A 15,284-nucleotide genomic window follows, 5' to 3' on the forward strand; every position below is an offset into this window, starting at 1 on the left:
ACCTATCAACAAAAAACAGGCCAGTTGGCCTGTTTTTGCGATGGAAGGGCAGCGTCTTAATAGTAAGAGTGATCGCCACGCGCGTGCTCGGTCACATCGCGCACACCCTTTAGCTCGCCGCTGAACTCAGCCAGCAACTGCTTTTCGATCCCTTCTTTTAAGGTCACGTCCACCATCGAGCAGCCATTGCAGCCGCCCCCGAATTGCAAAATCGCCACCGCGTCATCGGTGATTTCAATCAAGTTCACATGGCCGCCATGGCTGGCAAGCTGTGGGTTAACTTGGCTTTGAATCACGTAATCAACACGCTCCATCAAAGGCGCATCGGAGGCCACTTTCCGCATTTTCGCATTCGGCGCTTTCAGCGTCAGCTGTGAACCCATTTTATCGGTGACAAAGTCGATTTCCGCTTCGTCTAAAAATGGCAGGCTCATCTCATCGATAAAGGCCGAAAAGCCGTTGAACTTAAGTTCAGTATCGCTGCTTTCTATCGCTTCGGGTGGGCAATAAGAAACACCGCACTCAGCGTTTGGCGTGCCTGGGTTAACCACAAACACGCGAATATTGGTGCCCTCGGGCTGCTGCTCAAGCAGCTTCACAAAGTGGCTTTGTGCATTTTCTGAAATATTGACTTCTGACACGACAAATACCTGACTAATCCAGTGTGTTTTATACAGTGTACTCCGGTTTGCGTTGGCTATCACCCCTTGAAGCATGTGGCTACTTTCTGCGCATGGATAGCACGCTTTCCGTTAGGGTAGATCGGTACGTGCCAAGCAGTAAACATCGATCGTTTCTGCGCCGGCTCGTCGCAATAATCGGCACAGCTGCGACACTGTTTGCCCGGTTGTCACCACGTCATCAACAATCGCCACATGCGAACTTGGCAGCTCGCCGTTGATCGCAAACGCGTTTTTAAGATTAGATAGCCGTGCCTGTCGGCTCAAACCTTGCTGTGGTGCTGTATGGCGGCTTCGGGCTAAAACGTTATCGACGACGTGAGTATCCAGGTAGTCGGCGAGTGCCCAGGCTAAATGCATACTTTGATTATATCCGCGCTGCCAGCGTCGCCGCCAATGGAGTGGAACAGGCAGCAGTACGGGCGCGGGCGAATGAATTCGCTCACTTAACTGGCGGGCAAAAGGTATCGCTAATTCAAAGGCCTGTTGGTATTTAAATGCATGGATAAGCTGCGGCAGCGGATCCTCGTAGGCGCTGATCGCGACCAAACGGTCCCATGCTGGAGGGTGGCTAAGGCAGACACCACAGCGTGTCTGTGGTGTTGGGACCGGCAGGCCGCAACATTGGCATAGATAATAAGCGTAGTGCGCATCCCAGCAGGCGGCACAGCATAAAGCCGGGGTGGCACCCTCGGGTCCGGCATCCAATGACAAGTGGCAAACTGGACACTGAGAGGGCAAGAGTTTGCCTCTCCAATGGGTGAGTAAACGTGTGAAGCGCTGTGGTGTGATTGCTGATATCATAGGCACCTTGATTGAAAAGCAACCAAGGCAGTGTAAAGCATGGCGTTATGTGATTGGCAATCTCACGGGCAAGGTCCCGATCTGGTTCTCATTCATGGCTGGGGAATGAACAGCGCTGTCTGGTCAATGTTGCTCCCTTATTTGACGGCGCACTACCGTGTTCACTGCGTTGACCTGCCGGGTTTTGGCGGTAGTGCCTACCAACCGGATCTTGATATCGAGAAACTGGCACAAGTGTTGCTTAAAGAATCACCAGCGCATGCAACTTGGATAGGTTGGTCACTGGGCGGATTAGTGGCAACACAAGCCGCACTTTTATCGCCACAGCGCGTGACTGGATTGGTCACTATCGCCAGCTCACCCAAGTTTGTTGCAGAGCCAGGGTGGCGTGGGATCAAGTCGGCGGTACTCACCGACTTTGCCGGCCAACTTGAGCGCGACTTTTCGCAAACGGTGGAGCGTTTTATGGCGCTGCAAGCCATGGGGTCACCCACGGCAAGAAAAGATGTGAAAGCGCTCAAGCAAGCGGTGTTCTCGCGACCGGAGCCTGACCCTCGCGCGTTGGCGGATGGCTTGGCGATGCTGGCCACCACGGATCTGCGCCAGCAGTGTGAGGCGATTTCCGTACCGTGGCTGCGATTATACGGGCGGCTAGACGGTTTAGTGCCCGCGTCGGTGGCGGAAGCTGTCTCTGCGTTAGCGCCTCACTCGCAATGTGAGGTATTAGCACACAGTGCTCATGCCCCCTTTGTGACGGAGCCTGACGAAGTGGTGGACAAGCTGCTTGCCTTTTTAGGCACAAACTTGCCGCCCAAATAGTGTGCGCTGATCGTTTTTTGGTAGAATTGACTAAATCCTGTCATGGTTCTGCCGATAAGTTAACTATGTCACTTGCTCTGACATTAGGAGAGACCATAATGAACGTAGGTAACGTTGGGCAGTCTCAGGCGTATCATCAACAAACGATGAAGCCAAAAGCGCCGACACAACCGCAACAAAATGCGGACAACGCGGCCAAAGACACGAAAGCAGCCAAGGCTGCTGAGACGCTTTCCGCTGCCGAGGCAGCAAAAGAAAGCAAAGATGTGAAAGCAGCGAAAAACGCTGAAGGTGTTAAAAAGCCAGAAGAGAAATCATCGGTTGAATCCTTTACCTATGGTGCGTTGGGCATGGACCACCCGGAAAAAGTGAAAGAAAACGATGATACGGCCTACAGTGCGGGACAATTTTTGTCTGCGCTGGGCACAATAGGCACAATACTCGCGGTTGTCGTCTAAACTGTAAGGAGACGAGGCCGCACTGACAATTAGGCCTTCAGCTGATGTTGGGAGGTAGCATCAGATGAATATATCGCCAGCAAGCGTCAGTATCCCAACTGTCGCGCCATCGGTGAACCCGCCAACGGAGCAAGTTGCGCGGGATAATCGCATGCGCGAAAAAATTGTCCCCACCAAGCAAGCCCCAGAGCCAGAACACGGCAAAGCGGCGACCGATCAAGGCAAGCAGCTCGGCCGCTCATCCTGGGATCCGTCACAACACCCTAATTATTCGCTCGACTACAGTCGCGAGTCCTTGTCCGACGCTGATTATGACGGTGCGAACATTGCCGGGCGTGTTGATGCCATGGCGCGTACCGAGCCGGGTGAGCAAGCACGTAAAGACAACGGCTACCCGCTGGGGTTGAAAATGCCGGAAGAAGTGCTGGAGAAAGTCGAAGAGCTGAAAAGGTTCGAGCAAACGCGTGCAGTGGTTGCGATGCGCTATCAGCAAGCGACCGTGGCGAATATGCCCTCAGAAGTGCTGATTGTGATTTAAGTGGTGTTCATGACGCCATGCTGAGAAAGCCCACGATGAAAAAGCCCCACGATGTTGCGTGGGGCTTTTTGGTTAGGAGCGCTTAGCGCGGGCGAAGGCATCGGCCATGCTGCCCATTGCCGCGGGTTTGTCCTGGCGTTTTTTCGGACTTCTCTCACGCGGCTTAGGGGCGGCTGCTGGGGTTTCGCTAGCAGCCGGCGTATCGTCAAGGCGCATCGATAACCCAATTCGCTTGCGCGGTGCATCCACCTCCATGACTTTGACTTTCACCACGTCCCCGGCTTTGACGACGTCGCGGGGATCACTAATAAAGCGGTTCGATAGCGCGGAGATGTGCACGAGGCCGTCTTGGTGGACGCCGATATCAACAAATGCACCAAAGTGCGTGACGTTAGTGACCACGCCTTCGAGTTGCATGCCTGGTTTTAAGTCACTGATCTGATTCACGCCCTCGGCAAAGGTCGCGGTTTTAAACTCAGGGCGCGGATCGCGGCCTGGCTTGGCCAGCTCGTTCAATACATCGGTGACGGTGATTTGGCCAAAGGTGTCATCCGCGTAGTCACTGGCGTCTAAGCTTTGTAATAAGCCTGTGTTACCCACTAAGGCATCGACCGCCTTGCCAGTCTTTTGGGCGATTTGTTTAACCAAAGGGTAGGTTTCTGGGTGGACACCTGAGCGATCGAGCGGGTTAGCGCCATCCATCACCCGTAAAAAGCCAGCGCATTGCTCATAGGCTTTCGGGCCAAGGCGCGGGACCTTCAGTAAGGTTTTACGATCGCCAAATCGGCCATTTTCGTCGCGAAAGGCAACAATGTTTTGTGCCATGGTTTGGCTAAGGCCTGCCACCCGGGTGAGCAGTGGTGCGGACGCGATATTTACATCGACCCCTACGGCGTTTACACAGTCTTCCACCACCGCATCAAGCTTTTTGGCAAGCTGGTGTTGAGAGACATCGTGCTGATACTGACCGACGCCAATCGACTTAGGATCAATTTTAACCAGCTCGGCGAGGGGATCTTGCAGGCGGCGGGCGATAGAAACCGCGCCACGTAGCGAGACATCCAGGTCGGGAAATTCTTTGGCTGCCAGCTCTGACGCCGAATAAACCGAGGCTCCGGCCTCACTGACCATCACGGTTTGGATGCTCAAGTCAGCTTGTTTGAGCATGGTGGTGACAAAGTGCTCCGTTTCACGTGAGGCGGTGCCATTGCCGACCGCAATCAAGTTCACGCTGTGGCGGTCAATAAAACGGTGTAGTGTTTTACTCGCCCCTTCAATATCGTGTTTAGGCGCGGTGGGATAAATGGTGGCGGTGTCGAGCAATTTGCCCGTGCCATCCACCACCGCCACTTTACAGCCGGTACGTAGGCCTGGGTCAATGCCCATGGTGCAGCGAGGGCCAGCCGGTGCGGCCATCAATACATCTTTTAAGTTGGCCGCAAACACATCAATGGCGTCATTTTCCGCGCGCTCTTTCAGGTTGGCCATGAACTCGGTCTCGAGATGCATCAAGATTTTGACCCGCCAAGCAAAAGCAATAACTTGTTTGCGCCAGCGGTCTGCCGGTGCGGTGCCCAAAGACAGTTGATAGTGCTGAGCAATCATGGTTTCGCACACGCTTTGTTTGCTGTCTGGTGCTTGGTCGGGATCGGCAATCAGTGCCAGCTGTAACACACCTTCATTGCGACCACGAAGCATGGCTAAGGCACGATGAGAGGGCACCTTGGCAATCGGCTCTTGGTGGGCAAAGTAGTCTTTGAACTTGGCTCCGGCTTCTTCTTGGCCGGCAACCACGGTGGCGCGCAGCACTGCATATTGCTTAAGGTACTGGCGCAGCGTCTCTAATAAGCTCGCATCCTCGGCAAGGCGCTCCATCATAATCGCGCGGGCTCCCTCGAGTGCCGCTTTGCTATCGGCGACGCCCTTTTCAGCATTGATGTATTGCTCGGCAAGCGTGTCAGGGTCGTGCGAGGCATCTTGCCATAAGGTGTCGGCCAAGGGGGCGAGGCCCGCTTCAATCGCAATTTGGCCTTTGGTTCGGCGCTTGGGTTTGTAAGGCAGATAGAGATCTTCTAAGCGGTTTTTACTCTCCGCGGCGAGAATATCGCGGCGCAAGCTGTCGGTCAGTTTGCCTTGCTCGTCAATCGATTTCAGGATGGTGTCGCGCCGGGCATCCAATTCGCGCAAATAGACCAAACGGCTCTCAAGGGTGCGCAACTGCGAGTCATCCAGCCCTTGGGTGGCTTCTTTTCGGTAGCGGGCGATAAAGGGAACCGTGTTGCCATCATCAAGTAATTCAACCGCTGTTTTGACTTGGCCTGGCGCCACATTGAGTTCGTGCGCCAGGGTTTGTGTAATAGATGTGTGCATGTGTTTCCTTTTCTCTACAAGCACGGCAGGGGAACGCCCTGCCAAGGGATAGCATTTTTGACCGCGATGGGGACGAAGGTTCCCTCAGGTGTCACTGGGTTTCGGCGTCACTGGGCTTTGGGTAGGTAATGGTATTGACAAACCATTGCTTTTCGCCTTCAGGGGTTGAGACCACCACTTCGTCATCAACGGCTTTTTTTAATAGCGCACGGGCCATGGGGGCATCGATAGAAATGTAATCTTTGCGTTCATAAATCTCATCAGGGCCAACGATTCGAAATTGCTTGGTGTCGCCGGCTTCGTTTTCAATTTCCACCCAGGCGCCAAAAAAGACCCGTCCTTCTTGCTCGGGCGCGTAATCGACAATGGTTAAGTCATTGAGGCGTTTACGCAGATAGCGAACACGGCGGTCTATTTGGCGTAACAAACGTTTGTTGTAGGTATAGTCTGCATTTTCTGAGCGATCACCCAAACTGGCGGCCCAGCTGACAATTTTGGTCACTTCTGGGCGCCGTTCGTGCCACAGGTAATCGTGCTCGGCTTTGAGCGCGTTAAACCCTTCTCGGGTCACCAATTTGGTTTTCACGTTACCTCTCCTTTCGCTAGCCATTCGGCGTCGCGCGATATAACCTTGTTCAGGAAAGTACAAGAAGCGGGCAAACTTGTCGAGGCAACACTCGGTAACAATTTACCCCTCGCTTGGCGACAGACAAACACGCGGTCTGAAAGAGAACTGTGGCAAAATTCAGTATGATATAAGTGACGGCCAATCGATGGCCGGGCAACGATCAGCATTGAGGGCTTAGCATGCAAGAGAACTATAAAATTCTAGTGGTGGATGATGATATGCGTCTGCGCTCGCTACTGGAACGCTACCTGACCGAGCAAGGTTTTCAGGTACGTAGTGTGGCCAATGCCGAGCAAATGGATCGCTTACTCGCGCGTGAAGCCTTTCACCTGATGGTGCTCGATCTGATGTTGCCGGGTGAAGATGGCCTGTCTGTGTGTCGCCGTTTACGTCAAGCGAATAACCAATTGCCGATTTTGATGCTGACCGCGAAGGGCGATGAGATTGACCGCATTGTCGGTTTAGAAGTGGGTGCCGATGATTACCTACCCAAACCTTTTAACCCGCGTGAACTATTGGCGCGGGTACGCGCGGTATTGCGCCGGCAGACCATTGAAGCACCGGGCGCGCCGAGTGCAGACTCTACCACGGTGACCTTTGGCGAGTTTCGTCTCAACCTCGGCACCCGGGAAATGTTTCGCAATGATGAGCCCATGACGCTCACATCCGGCGAGTTCGCGGTGCTTAAAGCCTTGGTCACCAATGCGCGCGAGCCGTTATCACGTGACAAGTTGATGAACATGGCGCGTGGCCGTGAGTATTCGGCGATGGAGCGCTCGATTGATGTGCAAATCTCGCGTTTGCGTCGGATGATAGAAGAAGACCCGAGTAAACCGCGTTACATCCAAACCGTATGGGGGCTCGGCTACGTATTTGTGCCGGATGGAGAGGTATAGCGATGCGGATGTCACCGCGGACTAACTTTGCACGTACCTTGTTTATCTTGGCTGGCTTGTTAATTGCCAGCCAAGTTTTTTCTTATCTGACCATCGTCAATTATGCCTTGCTGCCCAGTTTGCAGCAGTTCAATAAGATCCTCGCCTTTGAAGTGCGCCTGATGCTGGAGGAGGACTGGTACCTCAAAGACGGTGAAGTCCTTCATCTTGGTGAACCTGTGCGGCGGCAATTGTTGGAGCAGATTGGTGTTACCTTGCATGCGCCCAACAGTGAGCAAGCGGCGGCGTTTAAAGACGCCATGGAAATTGATTATTTAAGCGAGCATATCAGCGAGGAGTTGGGCACCCAAACCGAAGTACGCTTGGTCAGTGGCGAAGACAGTTACGTACTGTGGCTGAAGTTTGACGAGATTGACGACTTTTTAATGCGGATCCCGCTTTCCGAGCTACATCAAGACGATTTTGCTCCTTTGTTTCAATACAGCTTAGTGATTGCTTTGTTGGTGATTGCGGGCGGGTGGCTGTTTATCAAGATGCAAAACCGCCCACTTGTGGCCCTTGAGCGCGCGGCGTTAGATGTGGCGGATGGCCGTTTTCCCGATCCTGTCCCGCCACGAGGGGCGTCAGAAATTCAGGCGGTGACGGTCGCGTTTAATAAAATGTCAGCGGGTATCCGTAAGTTGGAAGAAGACCGCGCCTTGCTGATGGCTGGAGTGAGCCATGATTTGCGCACGCCACTGACGCGCATTCGCCTTGCCACTGAAATGATGTCATCGGATGACGCCTATTTGGCCGATAGCATTACCGAGGACACCGAAGAGTGTAATGAAATCATCAACCAGTTTATGGACTACTTGCGCGCCGTGCAGCAGCAAGACCCTGATCCTGTCGACTTAGCGAGCATTTGCCGCGATGTGGCGAGTAATCAGCAACAAATGGGGGTCGATATTGATCTCGACTTAGGGGCATTGCACGGAGAGTTATTTGCTAACTCGGTAGCGTTAAAGCGTGCGGTAACCAACTTGGTGGTTAATGCGGTGCGATACGGCCATGGTTGGGTCCGTCTCGGTTGTGGCAGCAATGCCGATCACACCTATCAGTGGGTGGAAGTGGAAGACAATGGCCCGGGGATCGAGGCGAGTTTAGAGAATTCGCTATTTCAACCTTTTACTCGCGGTGACACCGCTCGCGGCAGCGAAGGAACGGGGCTAGGGCTAGCGATCGTGAAACGCATTGTGGAACAACTTCACGGTGATATTCGCTTGTCGTCACGCACTGAAGGTGGGTTAAGAATTCAAATGACGTTTCCTGTGGGCAATAAAAAATAACGCCCTTGTGTGCGTGTGACCACGTTTTTGGTCGCGGAAGTCGCGGAACCAGGGGGGTAGGCCATACTGTCATAGAGACTCAATACACTGGGAAACGGCCATGCGTTTATCGCTAGACAGTCAGGATCCGACGCCTAAATTTCAGCAGCTGATTGACCAAATTCAACGGCATATTGCCAGCGGCACCCTCTACCCCGGTGCGCGACTTCCCTCGGTGCGGCAACTGGCCAAAACATTGGCGATGAACCCAATGACGGTGTCGCGCAGCTATCAACAATTGGCCGACGAGGGCTGGCTTGAGCGTTTACCCGGTGTGGGTATGCAAGTGAGTGAAACCATGCGCCCGGCTGAGCCCGAGCAGCGTTTGCACTACGTTGAAGGCGCACTGGCGCATTTTATTCAGGCGGCCAGTGAAGCGGGCTACAGCAAGTCAGAAACCATGGCGTTGATCATGACGCACTGGGAGCGTTACAGCGCCGATCAGGCATTAGAATAGTGGGTTTTATGCCCCAGCCAGCGGCGAATAATCGCTTGAGCATGTTGTGGGTAGTGTTGATGTAAGTGCGTGGCCAGTTTTTGCACTTCAGGGATCAGCCCCTGATCTCTGACCAAATCGGCAATCTTAAACTCAGCCAGCCCAGTCTGGCGGGTGCCGAGAAGCTCGCCAGGTCCACGAATATCGAGATCGCGCTGCGCAATCACAAAGCCATCATTGCTATCGCGCAGCACCCCAAGCCGCTGACTGGCGGTTTTGGATAAAGGGGCGTGGTAAAGCAGTACACAATGACTGGCGACGGAGCCACGGCCGACACGGCCACGCAACTGATGTAGCTGGGCGAGTCCGAGCCGCTCGGGGTTTTCAATGATCATCAAGCTGGCATTGGGCACGTCTACACCCACTTCAATCACAGTGGTCGCCACCAATAACTGTAACTCGCCTTGCTTAAACGCTTCCATTACCGCTTGCTTTTCTGCCGCTTTCATTCGCCCGTGAACCAAGCCAATCTCCAGGTTGGGTAGGGCTTCTTTAAGCGCGGTGGCTGTGTCTTCGGCGGCTTGCGCTTCTAAGGCGTCGGACTCCTCAATCAAGGTACACACCCAATACGCTTGTCGACCGGCTGCACACGCGGCACTGACGCGGGCGATGATATCGTCACGGCGGGTGTCGGGGACGGCGACGGTTTGGATGGGGGTGCGCCCTGGGGGTAATTCATCGATGACGGACGTTTCAAGATCAGCATACGCAGTCATCGCCAAGGTACGGGGAATGGGGGTCGCGGTCATGATAAGCTGGTGCGGATGGGCGCCTTGCTGCTCGCCTTTCTCTCGCAGCGCGAGACGTTGGTGAACGCCAAAGCGGTGTTGCTCATCAATAATCACCAACGCTAGGCTGTCAAAGTGGACGCTCGCTTGAAACAAAGCATGGGTACCGACCACCATTTTTGCTTCGCCGTCAGCGATGCTTGCAAGGGTTTGCTCCCGCGCTTTCCCTTTTAGCTTGCCGGCCAGCCAACCGACTTGAATGCCCAGTGGTTCGAGCCACTGAGCGAAGTTAGTGGCGTGTTGCTCGGCCAATAGCTCGGTTGGCGCCATCAACGCGACTTGATGGCCTTGTTCAATGGCTTGCAAGGCGGCGAGCACGGCGACCAAGGTTTTACCTGCACCCACATCGCCTTGCACGAGGCGCATCATTGGAAACGGCTTGGCCAAATCGGTGCTTATCTCGCTCACCACTCGGGTTTGTGCGCCGGTGGGAGTGAAAGGCAGGTTATCTAAAAGACGCTGCCCTAATGACTGACTGGGCGCGAGGGCAAAGCCTTTCACTTGTTGGGCATGATGACGGACAGACAGCATCGACAGATGCTGGGCAAGGAGCTCTTCAATGATCAAGCGTCGCTGAGCAGGGTGTTGCCCTGCTAGTAAGTCTTCCAACACGGTCTCGGGCGGCGGACGATGTAAAAGGTGTAATGCATCGCGCAGCGAAAGCTGTCTATCGTACAAGCCTTCCGGCAGCAGCTCGTCGACGCCACTTTTGTCTAACAAAGCCAGGGCTTGATCGGTCAGGCTACGCAGCGTCGCTTGGCGCAGCCCCTCCGTCGTGGGATACACGGGGGTGAGGGTTTCTTCCATCACCAGTTCGGTGGGTTCGGAAAATACCTGATACTCGGGGTGAATGATCTCCAGCCCGTGCTTTCCGCGTTTGAGTTCGCCGTAGGCTTTTACTTGCTTGCCTACCGCTAAACTGTTTTTCATCGCGGCATTAAAATTGAAAAACCGCAGCGTTAACGCGCCGCTGCCATCTTGCACTCGGACGGTGAGCATCCGGCGACGGCCAAACACGGTGTCATTGTGGGTGATTTCCCCTTCGATGGTGGCATGTTGACCCGGTAAGAGACTCGCGACCGGCCACACACGGGTGCGATCTTCATAACGATAAGGCAGGTGAAACAATACATCCTGCACCGTATGCAGGCCTATTTTCGCCAGTTTTTCTGCCATTTTGCTGCCAACGCCACTTAAGGTATCAACAGTCACCGCACTTAGCATCGAAGATCGCATCCGTTTCTCTACTGATTCACTCTGGCTCGCGTGTCGGGCTAACGTGGATGTTTGGCCGCCTGCATCTGTGCCCACCACGCCTCGTCGGCCACAATTTGACCGTGTTCATCTAGGGGCGGATAAGGCAAGCCTTTTTGTTTTGCCACGCGGGCAAGCACCGGGTGACCACGCTCGAACAAAATGTGGTGAACCTCGTGGTCGGGCAAGCGTGTCTTATCCAACTGGTACATGCCAGCCGCTTGGCGTTGGCGCTGTGCTTCGTACAAAATCAAGGCACTGGCCACTGACACATTGAGTGACTGTACCATACCCACCATAGGAATGAGGATGTCTTGGTCTGCTTTATCCAGTGCTTCGCGACTGATGCCTTGTTTTTCTTGCCCCAGCACGATGGCCGTCGGGCGGGTGTAGTCAATCTCGCGAAAGTCGACCGCGGTATCCGATAAGTTGGTGACTAACACCTGCATCCCTTGGGCGTGCATGGTCTCAAAGGCTTCTTCCGTGGTGTTGTGAGTCACCACATCTATCCAGTTACGCGAGCCGGCCGATGTGCCACCGAGGGTGCGCATCTTGGTGCCCTCTGGCCACACCGCATGCATGCGGTGGACTCCCACGGCGTCGGCAGTGCGAATGATGGCGGAAATATTGTTGGGCTTGTGAACTTGCTCCATGCAGACAGTGAGATCAGGCTGGCGTTGGGCCAAGACCTGATGAATGCGTTCAAAGCGTTCAGGGGTCATGATTCAATTCCGTCAATAACAGGCAAAAAACGGTGACGCCCGCCAAAGGGCGGGCGACAGGTAATGATGGGTTGGGGCACTCAGTTTTTCTGGCGACTCACTTTCACCACATTAGGCATCACGCGAAGGCGGCGCATAATGTTGGCCAAATGCACTCTGTCTTTGGTCGTTAAGCGAACAAAAATGGTGTACAGGCGACCATCGCGCTCCTCGGTGGTTAACCCTTGGATATTGGATCCGGTTGCGGCGATGGTATTGGTGAGGTCGGCCAATGCCCCTTGGTGGTTTTGCATATCCACGCGTACCCGGGTGCTGAACTCTTGCTCAAAATCGTCCGCCCATTCGACGGGCATATATTTGTCCGGCTCTTGGCGGTGGCCACGGATGTTGGCACAGGTTTCACGGTGGATAACCAAGCCTTTACCTGGGCTGACATGGGCAATGATCGGGTCACCTGGGATCGGACGACAGCAATTGGCATAGGTCACCAAGATGCCATCGGCACCACGAATCGGCATTTTTCCCTCGGTGGGGGCAGCCGGGTCTTGGTCTAGCAAGCGACGTGCAATCACCACGCTCATGAGTTCGCCAAGGCCAATCGACGCGAGTAAATCGTCGCTGGTTTTTAGCTTCAAGTCACTCAATACTGCGTCAACGCGCTCAGGATTGATATCCGGTAGGTTTTGCTCTCCAAGCGCATGATTGAGCAGGCGACGCCCTAAGGTTACCGACTCTTCACGACGCATGGTTTTTAGCACTTGACGGATTTTCGTCCGTGCCCGCGCCGTGACCACATAGTTAAGCCAAGCGGCATTCGGACGCGCCCCCGGAGCGGTGATAATCTCAACTGTTTGACCATTTTTGAGCGGCTGGCTCAGCGGATAAGGCTGACGGTTAACCCGCGCGCCGACACAGGTGTTGCCCACATCGGTGTGGACGGCATAGGCAAAGTCGACCGCGGTGGCATCGACAGGCAGCTCGACAATCCGCCCTTTGGGGGTAAAGACGTACAGCTCGTCGGGAAAGAGATCGGATTTAACGCTCTCGATAAATTCAAACGAGCTGCCAGCGCTTTGCTGAAGCTCGATGATGTTCTGCATCCAACGTTGCGCCCGTTTTTGCGCGGTGGTACCTGACGGTCTGTCGGCGCCACTTTTATAGGCCCAGTGTGCAGCAACCCCTTTATCTGCCATTTGATCCATGTCTTCGGTACGAATTTGTACTTCCACCGGGACACCGTGCGGGCCAATCATAGAGGTGTGCAGTGACTGATATCCGTTGGCTTTGGGCACCGCGATATAGTCTTTGAGCCGGCCTGGGCGTGGTTTATACAAGTTATGCATTTGCCCCAGCACGCGGTAGCAGGTATCGAGATCACCCGCAATCACCCGAAACGCGTACAAATCCATGATGGTGTGGAAACGCTGCTCTTTATTCTTCATCTTGTTATAGATGGAGTAGAGGTTTTTCTCTCGGCCCAGCACACGGGCGTTAATCCCCGCATCTTCCAGTCGGCCTTCAATTTCCGCATGGATTTTTTGGATCATCTCTTTGCGGTTCCCCCGTGCCTGCGCGATCACCTTTTTAAGCACGCGGTAGCGATTGGGGTACAAGGCTTCAAAACCGAGCTCTTCAAGCTCGACTTTTATATTATGGATACCCAGACGATGGGCGAGGGGGGCGAAGATTTCTAGCGTTTCACGGGCAATACGGCGCTTTTTATCTGGGCGGAGGGCGCCCAAGGTACGCATATTGTGGGTGCGGTCACTCAGTTTTATCAGGATCACGCGAATGTCATGGGCCATCGCCATGACCATTTTGCGAAAGTTCTCGGCCTGGGCTTCTTTACGGTCGCGAAATTTAAGCTTATCAAGCTTAGACACCCCGTCGACCAAATCGGCCACCACATCACCAAAGCGTTGCTGCAGGTCCTCTTTGGTCACCTCAGTGTCCTCAATGACATCATGCAGCAATGCCGCCATCAGGGTTTCACAGTCCAAGCGCATTTCCGCTAAGATACGTGCCACCGCGATGGGGTGAATGATATAAGGTTCGCCGGTTGAGCGAGTTTGCCCGTCGTGGGCATCCCTGGCTACTAGGTAGGCTTGCCGAAGCGCTTCAAGCTGCGACTCCGGCAAATACTGGCTAGCAACTTCTTTCAGGCTATCAAATAGATACAAACGGCCTGTCCCTGATAAATGCAGCGTTTAACGTTGACCAGAAATGGTGCTTACCGCGGCCATTTCAGCGGCTTCTTGCTCTTGCTTTTCCTGACGCTCACGTGCGTCGAGGACTTCTTTGTTGATCAGTCCTTCTTCAACTTCACGCAAAGAGATCACTGTGTACTTGTCGTTTTCTTCTGCAACGAGGGCATCTTTGCCGCCGGTTTGCATTTGACGGGCGCGGCGAGCCGCAACCAGAACGAGATCGAAGCGGTTACCAATTTTTTCAACGGCGTCTTGAACAGTTACGCGTGCCATGAAGGACTCCAGCTATGTCATCAATAGGTCATTCAAAATGACCGAAAAGTATACAAAAGGCCGCGACCTATTGCCAGCCTTGGCTGGGGCAATGGTCACGTCTCAATGTGGTGGTTAGTCAGCCAACAGTTCGTCGATCATCGCATGATACTTGCTGGCTTGTTTGGCTTGTGCCATCCGCTCGGCACGGATGATGGCCTTAATATCCATCAATGCGACATCAAAGTCATCATTAATAATCAGGTAATCATAATTAGCATAGTGAGAGATCTCGGAGCGTGCTTCTTGCATACGCTGTGCGATCACCTCTTCACTGTCTTGACCACGAGTGGTCAGGCGTCTTTCTAGCTCTTCTCGGCTGGGAGGGAGAATGAAAATACTCTTGCTGTTCGGCATTTGCTGACGAATTTGTTCAGCGCCTTGCCAATCGATATCGAGGAAAATATCGACACCATTATTGAGCATTTTTTCAATCCATACCCGGGATGTGCCGTAGTAGTTGCCGAATACCTGTGCGTGCTCTAAGAACGCTTCTTGCGCAATCAGTGACTGAAACTCTTCCACGGAGACAAAATGATAGTGCACGCCATCTTCTTCACCTGGGCGCATGGCGCGCGTCGTGTGAGACACAGACACTTTCATGTCATAGCGAGGGTTATCATTCAGCAACGCTGAAATCAGACTGGATTTGCCCGCACCACTTGGGGCGGAAACAATGTAAAGCGTACCTTGGCTCATGGATTGATCACTTTCACTGGCTGATGCCCATCCGCAGTATAGCGTATACGTACAGGCGTCGATCGACGAATAGATAGTTGTTCCCCGTGGGAGGCGCGCAGGGTAGCACGAACTCATTTGGATTTGAACGGGATCGCGGTGAAAGCGATCATTAAGATGGCTTGTCATGACGCATAGCGGTTGTGGGTTTGCAAAGGTTCACTGTTCGATGTGGAGCTGGTAGGGTAGCTCGCAGTTATCCAAGAA

General features: G+C 53.8%; 14 protein-coding genes and 1 pseudogene. 6 read left to right on the forward strand and 9 right to left on the reverse strand.

Annotation, left to right across the window (positions count from 1 at the left end; genetic code table 11):
• Nucleotides 1-56 precede the first annotated feature (56 nt).
• Together nfuA and BZG74_RS06485 are read right to left on the reverse strand one after the other, a co-directional pair.
• Complete coding sequence (gene nfuA, locus BZG74_RS06480; protein ID WP_201247360.1) at nucleotides 57-716, reverse strand: Fe-S biogenesis protein NfuA; 660 nt, start codon at nucleotides 714-716, stop codon at nucleotides 57-59.
• A gap of 36 nt (nucleotides 717-752) precedes the next feature.
• A complete protein-coding gene (locus tag BZG74_RS06485; RefSeq protein ID WP_077771864.1) occupies nucleotides 753-1,484 on the reverse strand; it encodes a ComF family protein in 732 nt (243 codons plus the stop codon).
• 39 nt (nucleotides 1,485-1,523) lie between these two features.
• On the opposite strand from BZG74_RS06485, the gene bioH reads away from it, so the two are divergent.
• The 3 genes from bioH to BZG74_RS06500 all read left to right on the forward strand — a co-directional run bounded on the left by bioH (nucleotide 1,524) and on the right by BZG74_RS06500 (nucleotide 3,299).
• A complete protein-coding gene (gene bioH / locus BZG74_RS06490; protein WP_077771865.1) occupies nucleotides 1,524-2,303 on the forward strand; it encodes a pimeloyl-ACP methyl ester esterase BioH in 780 nt (259 codons plus the stop codon).
• A 98-nt stretch (nucleotides 2,304-2,401) separates the two neighbouring features.
• Nucleotides 2,402-2,761, forward strand: a complete 360-nt coding sequence (locus BZG74_RS06495; RefSeq protein WP_077771866.1) for a hypothetical protein — start codon at nucleotides 2,402-2,404, stop codon at nucleotides 2,759-2,761.
• Nucleotides 2,762-2,825: 64 nt separating this feature from the next.
• On the forward strand, nucleotides 2,826-3,299 hold the full coding sequence (locus BZG74_RS06500) for a hypothetical protein (protein ID WP_046074654.1): 474 nt from the start codon (nucleotides 2,826-2,828) through the stop codon (nucleotides 3,297-3,299).
• 72 nt (nucleotides 3,300-3,371) lie between these two features.
• Here BZG74_RS06500 and BZG74_RS06505 read toward each other — a convergent pair whose 3' ends face one another.
• Nucleotides 3,372-5,669, reverse strand: a complete 2,298-nt coding sequence (locus tag BZG74_RS06505; RefSeq protein WP_077771867.1) for a Tex family protein — start codon at nucleotides 5,667-5,669, stop codon at nucleotides 3,372-3,374.
• A 91-nt stretch (nucleotides 5,670-5,760) separates the two neighbouring features.
• Nucleotides 5,761-6,255: a transcription elongation factor GreB gene (gene greB / locus BZG74_RS06510; RefSeq protein ID WP_077771868.1), complete on the reverse strand. Its 495-nt coding sequence runs from the start codon at nucleotides 6,253-6,255 to the stop codon at nucleotides 5,761-5,763.
• 221 nt (nucleotides 6,256-6,476) lie between these two features.
• On the opposite strand from greB, the gene ompR reads away from it, so the two are divergent.
• The 3 genes from ompR to BZG74_RS06525 all read left to right on the forward strand — a co-directional run bounded on the left by ompR (nucleotide 6,477) and on the right by BZG74_RS06525 (nucleotide 9,017).
• Complete coding sequence (ompR, locus tag BZG74_RS06515; RefSeq protein ID WP_046074657.1) at nucleotides 6,477-7,193, forward strand: osmolarity response regulator transcription factor OmpR; 717 nt, start codon at nucleotides 6,477-6,479, stop codon at nucleotides 7,191-7,193.
• Between the two features lie 2 nt (nucleotides 7,194-7,195).
• On the forward strand, nucleotides 7,196-8,521 hold the full coding sequence (gene envZ, locus BZG74_RS06520) for a two-component system sensor histidine kinase EnvZ (protein WP_077771869.1): 1,326 nt from the start codon (nucleotides 7,196-7,198) through the stop codon (nucleotides 8,519-8,521).
• Nucleotides 8,522-8,621: 100 nt separating this feature from the next.
• A complete protein-coding gene (locus BZG74_RS06525) occupies nucleotides 8,622-9,017 on the forward strand; it encodes a GntR family transcriptional regulator (protein ID WP_077771870.1) in 396 nt (131 codons plus the stop codon).
• On the opposite strand, the pseudogene recG reads toward BZG74_RS06525, so the two are convergent.
• From recG to gmk, 5 genes and pseudogenes are all read right to left on the reverse strand, one after another.
• Nucleotides 9,002-11,092 (reverse strand): annotated as a pseudogene (gene recG / locus BZG74_RS06530) (ATP-dependent DNA helicase RecG); the annotation flags it as partial. The gene BZG74_RS06525 and the pseudogene recG overlap by 16 nt on opposite strands.
• 26 nt (nucleotides 11,093-11,118) lie before the next feature.
• Nucleotides 11,119-11,820: a tRNA (guanosine(18)-2'-O)-methyltransferase TrmH gene (trmH, locus tag BZG74_RS06535; protein ID WP_077771872.1), complete on the reverse strand. Its 702-nt coding sequence runs from the start codon at nucleotides 11,818-11,820 to the stop codon at nucleotides 11,119-11,121.
• 80 nt (nucleotides 11,821-11,900) lie between these two features.
• Entirely contained in the window at nucleotides 11,901-14,000 is a 2,100-nt protein-coding gene (gene spoT / locus BZG74_RS06540; protein WP_077771873.1) for a bifunctional GTP diphosphokinase/guanosine-3',5'-bis pyrophosphate 3'-pyrophosphohydrolase, read from the reverse strand.
• Nucleotides 14,001-14,027: 27 nt separating this feature from the next.
• The gene (gene rpoZ / locus BZG74_RS06545) at nucleotides 14,028-14,300 is read right to left on the reverse strand and encodes a DNA-directed RNA polymerase subunit omega (RefSeq protein ID WP_046074663.1); all 273 of its coding nucleotides are present in this window, start codon (nucleotides 14,298-14,300) and stop codon (nucleotides 14,028-14,030) included.
• A 114-nt stretch (nucleotides 14,301-14,414) separates the two neighbouring features.
• Nucleotides 14,415-15,038 carry a guanylate kinase gene (gmk, locus tag BZG74_RS06550; protein ID WP_077771874.1) on the reverse strand — a complete coding sequence of 208 codons (624 nt, stop codon included), beginning with the start codon at nucleotides 15,036-15,038 and terminating at the stop codon, nucleotides 14,415-14,417.
• Nucleotides 15,039-15,284: the final 246 nt, after the last annotated feature.

Source organism: Salinivibrio sharmensis (assembly GCF_001995985.1).
Classification (GTDB): Bacteria; Pseudomonadota; Gammaproteobacteria; order Enterobacterales; family Vibrionaceae; genus Salinivibrio; species Salinivibrio sharmensis.